This window comes from Streptomyces sp. NPDC002690 (genome assembly GCF_053592415.1).
This window is the reverse complement of record NZ_JBSFVR010000387.1, coordinates 1-7038: the sequence shown is the minus strand read 5'-3', so window position 1 is coordinate 7038 and position 7038 is coordinate 1. Positions and strand designations below refer to the sequence as shown.

Sequence of the window (7038 nt, the reverse complement as noted above, 5' to 3'; positions counted from 1 at the left end):
GGGCCGCGGTGGGCCGGCGGACCGGCCGGGCTCAGAGGGGTGGCAGGCCGTCCGGCGGGAGGGCCGCCTGCCGGTCCGGCGGGAGGGGCGGGGGCGCGGTCAGGCGGAAGGTCATGTGGCCGAAGCTCACCTGGTCGCCCTCCCGGACCGGGACCGCGCCGACGACCCGCTGTCCGTTGACACAGGTGCCGTTGGTCGAGCCGAGGTCGCGGAGCAGCCAGATCCGCCCGCGTACGGTGAGTTCGGCGTGGTTGCGGGAGACCGTCTCGTGGTTGAGCCGCAGTCCGTTGCCCGGGTCACGTCCGATGAGCAGCGGGTACGGTCCGGGAGCGGGCAGCAGGAGCCGGGGCAGCTTCCCGGCCTGCCAGGCCATGCGCAGCCGCCCGGGGAAACCGGAGACTCCGCCCACCGCGCGCAACAGGCTTCGGCTCCAGGCGCGTTCCTCGCGCAGGTCGGCGGTGAGGGCAGCCAGGTCCTCGGGCCGGTGGGCGGCGAGGGCGAGTTCCATCCGGCGCAGGAAGGTGTCGTGGGAGAGTCGGCCCTGCGCGGCGCCCTCCCTCAGCACGCCGAGGACACGGTCGCGCTGGGCGTCGGACACCCGCGCGGGATACGTGTGGAACTCGGAGGAAGACGTCACCCGGTGATTGTCGGGCCGAGCGGGCCGGGGTGTCCAGAAGCGGCGTCAGGGACCGGAGCGTCAAGCGTCCGCGAGCGGCGTCGCGGCCCCCCGAGCGTCGACAGGTGGCGTCGCGCCGGGGCCGAAATGCCGATGCGCGGCCACCCGGTGCGCTGCTAACGTCTGCCGCCGCGAGCCCCCGGTGATCACCGGGGCCGTCAACCCCCTGGAGCAACGTGACACCCGCTGTACCCGGCCTGTCCTGCCGACCGCTTTCCGGCCCCGACGAACTGCCCCTCTTCCAGAGCCTGTCCTACGTCCTCGACCACGAGTTGGCCGACGATCTCGCCTCCGGCCGACGGAGTCCGTCCTGGCTGTGGGTGGCCCTGGACGGTGACCGCGTGGTGGCGCGGGCCGGCTGGTGGCGGGGCTCCGGCGCCGGTCCGGATGCCGTTCCCGCACTGCTCGACTTCTTCGACGTGGACGACACCCTGCCCACGGCCGAGCGCCTCCGGGTCGGTGCCGCCCTCCTGGAGGCCGCCACGGCGGCCGTGGTGCCGCCGGACGCCCCTCGGCCGGAGTACGAGCGCTTCGTGCCGCCCAACTGGCGGGAGGACCCGGCGGCCCGGGCGGTCGTCGAGGCGCGCACCGGGGCCCTGGGGGCGACCGGGGCGCGGATGCTGGTGGAGCGGCTGCGGCTGGAGTGGCGGGCCGGTACCCCGGTGCCCGAGGACACCGGGCGGCTGCGGTTCCGGCCGGTGAGGGACCGCGAGGACTTGGTCGCGCTGATGACCCCGGTGATGGAGGGCACCCTCGACGCGCACGGGAAGCAGGACCTGGCATCCGGGCTGTCGCCGCGCGAGGCGGCCGAGCGGCACTACGACGAGGAGCTCGCGCGCTACTCGACCCCCCGCGACTGGTGGCGCGTCGGCGAGCTTCCGGGCGGGGAGCCCGTCGGGTTCGTCGTCCCCGCGCGCAACCACTACAACCCGGTCATCGCGTACATCGGCGTGCTGCCCGGCCGTCGCGGCCAGGGGTACGTCGACGACCTGCTCGCCGAGGGCACCCGGGTGCTCGCCGCGCAGGACGGGGTCGAGCGCGTCCGGGCCGCCACGGACCTCGGCAACCAGCCGATGGCCGGGGCGTTCCGGCGGCTGGGGTACGTCAACTTCGAGCGGGCGCTCAACATGGTCTGGGACTGAACGGTCCGGACTGAACGGTCCGGGACCGGACGGTCCCGGACCGACCACCCGCCCCGGGGTCAACCGGTCGTCTCCGCCTCCGCCGCCCGGTCCTGCGCGAGCCACTCCAGCCGCAGCAGTTGCTCCTCGGGGATGGCGGCGTCCTCGCCACGCGGTCCGACGTTGAGGAGGAGGTTGCCTCCGTCGGCCGCGGTCTCCCGGACCAGCGCGGTGAGGGTGTCGCGGTCGAGGAAGGCGTCGGGCGGGGAGTTGCGGTTGTAGCCGAAGCTGTGGTCGATGCCGCGGGTGATCTCGTACGGGTCGGGGCCCGTGTAGCGGGCGAACTCCGGTGTACGGAAGTCGTAGTAGGGCGGCTTGCGCGGCACGAACCCCTCGTCCTGGGCGATCGTCCGCCGCTCCCAGCGGTCGTACAGCGCCCCCGCTCCGGGGAAGGCGAAAGTGCGCCAGAGCGGCGAGCGCGGCAGCAGCCGGTCGTTGACCACGCCGTGCGGGACGGTGAAGCGGTAGAAGTCGATCAGCCGACGGATCTCGGGGGCGCCGGACGGCCAGGCGATGTCGTTCCAGAGGATGTCCGGGCGGTATCGCCTTATGAGCTCACGCAATTGGGCGTCGGCGTAGTCGGGGTACGCGCCGCGCGGCACGGAGGCGAGCATGTCGGCGGCGGTGCCGACCGGGCGGTTGTCGAAGGTCCAGTCGAGTCCGCCGGAGTAGTACACGCCGAAGCGCAGCCCCTCGGCCCGGACCGCTTCGGCGAACTCGCCCACCACGTCACGGGTGGTGTGCCAGCCCGCCCGGTTCGGGTTGCGTACTTCGGAGGGCCAGAGGCAGTAGCCGTCGTGGTGCTTGGTGACCAGGACGGCGTAGCGGGCCCCGGCGGCGCGGAAGGCGCGTGCCCACGCGGCGGGGTCCCAGCCCGCCAGCCCGTCCTCGAACTCCCGGCCGAAATCGGTGTACGGCTTGTCGCCGTAGGTGGCCCGGTGGTGGGCGGAGACCGGGCTGCCGGGGAAGCGGAGCCCGTTCTCGTACCACTCGGCGTACGAGGTCCAGGCGAGCGGGGCGGCCCGCCCGGCCAGGGGCAGATCCGCGGGCGCGGTGTAGGGCGGGGCCCAGCCGGGGACCGACGCGGGCGTCCAGTGCACGAATATCCCCAGGCCGGCCTGGGTCCACCATTGAGCAACCATGGCGCGAAGTATCGGTCACCGGGGCCCCGCCGGGAAGCCCCGCCCGTCCCGCCCCGGGTTCAGGCGGGCCCGACGGCGGGTTCGGCTCCGGCCGGTTCCGCCGCACCGGCGGCCTGCTGCCCGATGATCTCGATCCCCGGCGAGCCTTGTTCCGCCGCGACGGATCCGGCCGGTGCCCGCTGGGCCCGGATGACGTCGCGGTACCAGGCGTAGGACTCCTTCGGGGTCCGGCGCAGGGTCTCGTAGTCGATGTGGACGAGCCCGAAGCGCTTGCTGGCACCCTCGGTCCACTCGACGTTGTCCGTCAGCGACCAGGTGAAGTAGCCGCGTACGTCGACTCCTTCACCGATCGCCGCGTGCAGCGCGCCCAAGTGGCTCTCCAGGAAGGCGATCCGGCGGGTGTCACTGACGGCATCGTCCACCGCGCAGCCGTTCTCGGTGATGTAGAGCGGCGGCAGCCGGTCGCCGTAGCGGTCGCGGAGCCCGACGAGCGTCTCACGCAGGCCGTCCGGGACGACGGGCCATCCGAAGTCCGTCTTCTCGTATCCCTCGATCTCCCGAATGCCGAAGGGGAGTTCGGCGGGAATGTCGAACCCGGCGAAGGATTCGAGTGCTTCGGGGCGGCGGGGCGCGCCGACGAGAGTGGGGTTGTAGTAGTTGACGCCGTACCAGTCCAGCGGGGTGGAGATGGTCTTCAGGTCGTCGGCGACCGGGCCCGGCATCAGGGCGGCGAATCCCTCGTCGGGGTAGCGGCCGGCGAGCAGCGGGTCGGCGAAGAGCCAGTTGGTGAGGGTGTCGTACAGCCCGGCCGCGTCCCGGTCCTCGTCCGAGTCGCCGGCCGTCCAGACGGGGCTGTGCGAGACGGCGATCCCGATGTTGGAGGCCCCGGCGGCGCGCAGTGCCCGGACGGCCAGTCCGTGGGCGAGGAGCTGGTGGTGGGCGGCGGGCAGGGCGTCGAAGAGCAGGGTGCGGCCGGGTGCGTGCTCCCCGAGGGCGTAGCCCAACAGGGTTACTTCGGCGGGCTCGTTGATGGTGATCCACATGGGGACGCGGTCGGCGAGGCGTTCGGCGACGATGCCCGCGTACTCCGCGAACCGGTAGGCGGTGTCGCGGTTGAGCCAGCCGCCCTCCTCGTCGAGCGGCAGCGGGGTGTCCCAGTGGTAGAGCGTGGGCGCGGGGGTGATGCCCCGGGCGCAGAGTTCGTCGACGAGCCGGTCGTAGAAGTCGAGTCCGGCCGGGTTGACCGCGCCGCTGCCGCCGGGCACCACGCGGGGCCAGCTGATGGAGAAGCGGAAGGCGTCGGCGCCGAGTCCGGCGAGCAGGCCGACGTCCTCGCGCCAGTGTTCGAGGAAACCGGTCCCCCGGGTGGTGTCCGTACCGTCCTTGATGCGGCCGGGCACGGCGGCGAAGGCGTCCCAGCCGGAGAGACCCTTCCCGTCGGCGTCGACGGCTCCTTCGGTCTGGAACGCGGAGGCGGAGGCTCCCCAGAGAAAGCCCGGCGGGAACTTCGGAACGGTCATTTCGGCCTCCATCAGCCGTACGTCGGCGTACGTATGAGCAGGAACGGGCAGGGCAATGATCAGAGCAGACCTTAAGGGGTGTTCCGCACTCCTGTGCGCGCATGCACGGAACACGGGACATCTCTTCGGTCACCCGTCGTGGAACCGGTCCAGTATTCCGGGGCCGGGCGGACGACTTCAGCCGATCATGGAAGCTGGTCCGGACTTCCCTCCGGCACATCCGGCTTTTCATACGAATCACTGACACGACTGACGGGGAGTGGCGGATGCGGTTCGAGGTGTGGGCCCCCGGGGCGGGGACGGTCGGTCTCCAGCTGTCCGGCGCACGGTCGGCGATGGGACGCGACGAGTCCCGCGCGGGCTGGTGGACGGCCGAGGCGGACGCGGCGGACGGTGACCTCTACGGCTTCTCCGTGGACGACGGCCCACCGCTCCCCGATCCGCGTTCCCGGCGCCAGCCGGACGGGCCGGACGGGCTGAGCGCGGTGGTCGACCAGGACGCGTACGTCTGGCGCAGCGACTGGCCCGGACGCGGGCTGCCGGGCGGCGTGCTGTACGAGCTCCACGTCGGTACGTACACCGGCGAGGGCACCTTCGACGCGGCGGCGCGGCAGCTCGGCCATCTGGCGGAACTCGGCGTCACCCACGTGTCGCTGATGCCGGTCTGCCCCTTCCCCGGTACCCACGGATGGGGGTACGAGGGCGTGTCGCTCTGGGCCGTCCACGAGCCGTACGGCGGTCCGGCCGGGCTCAAGCGGTTCGTGGACGCCGCGCACGGGCTCGGCCTCGCGGTGCTGCTGGACGTCGTCCACAACCACCTGGGCCCGTCCGGTAATTACCTCCCGGCCTTCGGCCCGTACTTCACCGAGACGCACCACACCCCGTGGGGCGCGGCGGTCAATCTGGACGCGCCGGGTTCGGACGAGGTGCGCGCGTATCTGCTGGGCAGCGCGCTGGCCTGGCTGCGCGACTACCGTCTCGACGGCTTGCGGCTGGACGCGGTGCACGCGCTCGCCGACACCCGGGCGCTGACCTATCTGGAGGAACTGGCCGCCGGGGTGGACGCCCTGTCGGCCGAGGTGGACAGGCCGCTGACGCTGATCGCCGAGTCCGACCTCTGCGACCCCCGCACGACCACCCCGCGCACGGCCGGTGGGCTGGGGCTGCACGCCCAGTGGAACGACGACTTCCACCATGCCCTGCACACCGCTCTCACCGGCGAGGCGCAGGGCTACTACGCGGATTTCGCCGCCGCACCGCTGGCCGCGCTGGCGAAGACGGTGACCCGGGCCTTCTTCCACGACGGTACGTACTCCAGCTTCCGGGGGCGGGCGCACGGCCGCCGGGTCGACGTCACCCGCACGCCCGCCCACCGCTTCGTCGGGTACGCCCAGACCCACGACCAGATCGGCAACCGGGCCCTCGGCGACCGGCTCGCCGCCTCCCTCTCCCCCGGCCTGCTGGCCTGTGCGGCGGCGCTGGTGCTGACCGGCCCGTTCACCCCGATGCTCTTCATGGGCGAGGAGTGGGGGGCGCGGACCCCCTGGCAGTTCTTCACCGACCACACCGATCCGGAGCTGGCCGAGGCGGTGCGCAACGGCAGGCGGCGGGAGTTCGGGGCGCACGGCTGGGCCGAGGAGGACATCCCGGACCCGCAGGACCCGGCGACCCGCGCACGCTCCTGCCTGGACTGGAGCGAACCGGAGCGCGCGCCGCACGACCGGCTGCACGCCTGGTACCGGGAGCTGATCGCGCTCCGCCGGGCCGCACCGGACCTGCGCGACCCGGACCTCGCCTCGGTGAAGGTCGCGTTCGACGAGGAGGCCAGGTGGCTGGCGCTGCGCCGGGGCGACGTACGGATCGTCGTCAACCTCGCCGGCCGGCCCGCCACCGTCCCGCTGGGCGGCGGGCGGAACCGGGCCGCCACCGGGCGGGTGCTGGCGGCCTGGGAGCCGGTGGAGGCTCCGGGGGCGGACGGACTGCTGCGGCTGCCGGCCGAGTCGTGCGTGGTGCTGGCGGACGGGTGACCGGGCCGGCACGCCGGGCGTCAGGTGCGCGGCGTGACGGGCGGGCCGGAGGCGGCACCCGCCGGACCGTCCGGGGGCGGGAAGGTCGCGCCGGGACGGGTCGCGCGTGGCCGGCCCGGATCAGCCGGAGCCCTCGTAGGCGGCGGCCTTGTCCGAGACCGCCCGCTGCAACGGGCCGAGGCGGTCGACCAGTTGCTGGAGGTCGGCGTCGCGGCCGTCCGACCACTGCCCCATACCGACCGTCATCACGCGGCCGTAGCCGTCGAACGCCTGCACCAGTCCGCTGTCGGCGGGCAGGGTGGGCAGGTCCGATCCGGGCGGCGGGGCCTGCACGGCGACTTGGTAGTCGTCGAAGGCCGAGGAAAGCTCCTTGATCGCCTTCACCGTGTCCCCCGGGTCCTTCATGGTGAACACGGCAAGGCTGAACTGGTTCTTCTGGTCGTCTTCGTAGAGCGCGACCTGCTCGCCCACGCATCCCGCCCCGGCCCCGAT

General features: G+C 73.2%; 6 protein-coding genes. 2 read left to right on the top strand and 4 right to left on the bottom strand.

Annotated features, from left to right (window positions below; genetic code table 11):
• Positions 1 to 31: 31 nt before the first annotated feature.
• The gene (locus tag ACWD3D_RS31235) at positions 32 to 637 is read right to left on the bottom strand and encodes an FHA domain-containing protein (protein WP_451464111.1); all 606 of its coding nucleotides are present in this window, start codon (positions 635 to 637) and stop codon (positions 32 to 34) included.
• A 215-nt stretch (positions 638 to 852) separates the two neighbouring features.
• Between ACWD3D_RS31235 and ACWD3D_RS31230 the strand changes: the two genes are divergently transcribed.
• Positions 853 to 1818, top strand: a complete 966-nt coding sequence (locus ACWD3D_RS31230; protein WP_451464110.1) for a GNAT family N-acetyltransferase — start codon at positions 853 to 855, stop codon at positions 1816 to 1818.
• A gap of 59 nt (positions 1819 to 1877) precedes the next feature.
• Here the strand turns inward: ACWD3D_RS31230 and ACWD3D_RS31225 are convergent, their stop codons facing one another.
• Positions 1878 to 2999: an alpha-L-fucosidase gene (locus tag ACWD3D_RS31225; protein WP_451464109.1), complete on the bottom strand. Its 1122-nt coding sequence runs from the start codon at positions 2997 to 2999 to the stop codon at positions 1878 to 1880.
• A gap of 59 nt (positions 3000 to 3058) precedes the next feature.
• A complete protein-coding gene (locus ACWD3D_RS31220) occupies positions 3059 to 4519 on the bottom strand; it encodes a GH1 family beta-glucosidase (protein WP_451464108.1) in 1461 nt (486 codons plus the stop codon).
• A 266-nt stretch (positions 4520 to 4785) separates the two neighbouring features.
• On the opposite strand from ACWD3D_RS31220, the gene treZ reads away from it, so the two are divergent.
• Entirely contained in the window at positions 4786 to 6546 is a 1761-nt protein-coding gene (gene treZ, locus ACWD3D_RS31215) for a malto-oligosyltrehalose trehalohydrolase (protein WP_451464107.1), read from the top strand.
• Between the two features lie 120 nt (positions 6547 to 6666).
• On the opposite strand, the gene ACWD3D_RS31210 is transcribed toward treZ, so the two are convergent.
• The coding region (locus ACWD3D_RS31210) for a hypothetical protein (protein WP_451464106.1) at positions 6667 to 7038 on the bottom strand (372 nt) is incomplete at its 5' end.

Coding starts and splice junctions, on each gene's coding strand:
- treZ (WP_451464107.1), top strand. CDS start 4,786: ATGCGGTTCGAGGTGTGGGCCCCCGGGGCGGGGACGGTCGGTCTCCAG.
- ACWD3D_RS31225 (WP_451464109.1), bottom strand. CDS start 2,999: ATGGTTGCTCAATGGTGGACCCAGGCCGGCCTGGGGATATTCGTGCAC.
- ACWD3D_RS31220 (WP_451464108.1), bottom strand. CDS start 4,519: ATGACCGTTCCGAAGTTCCCGCCGGGCTTTCTCTGGGGAGCCTCCGCC.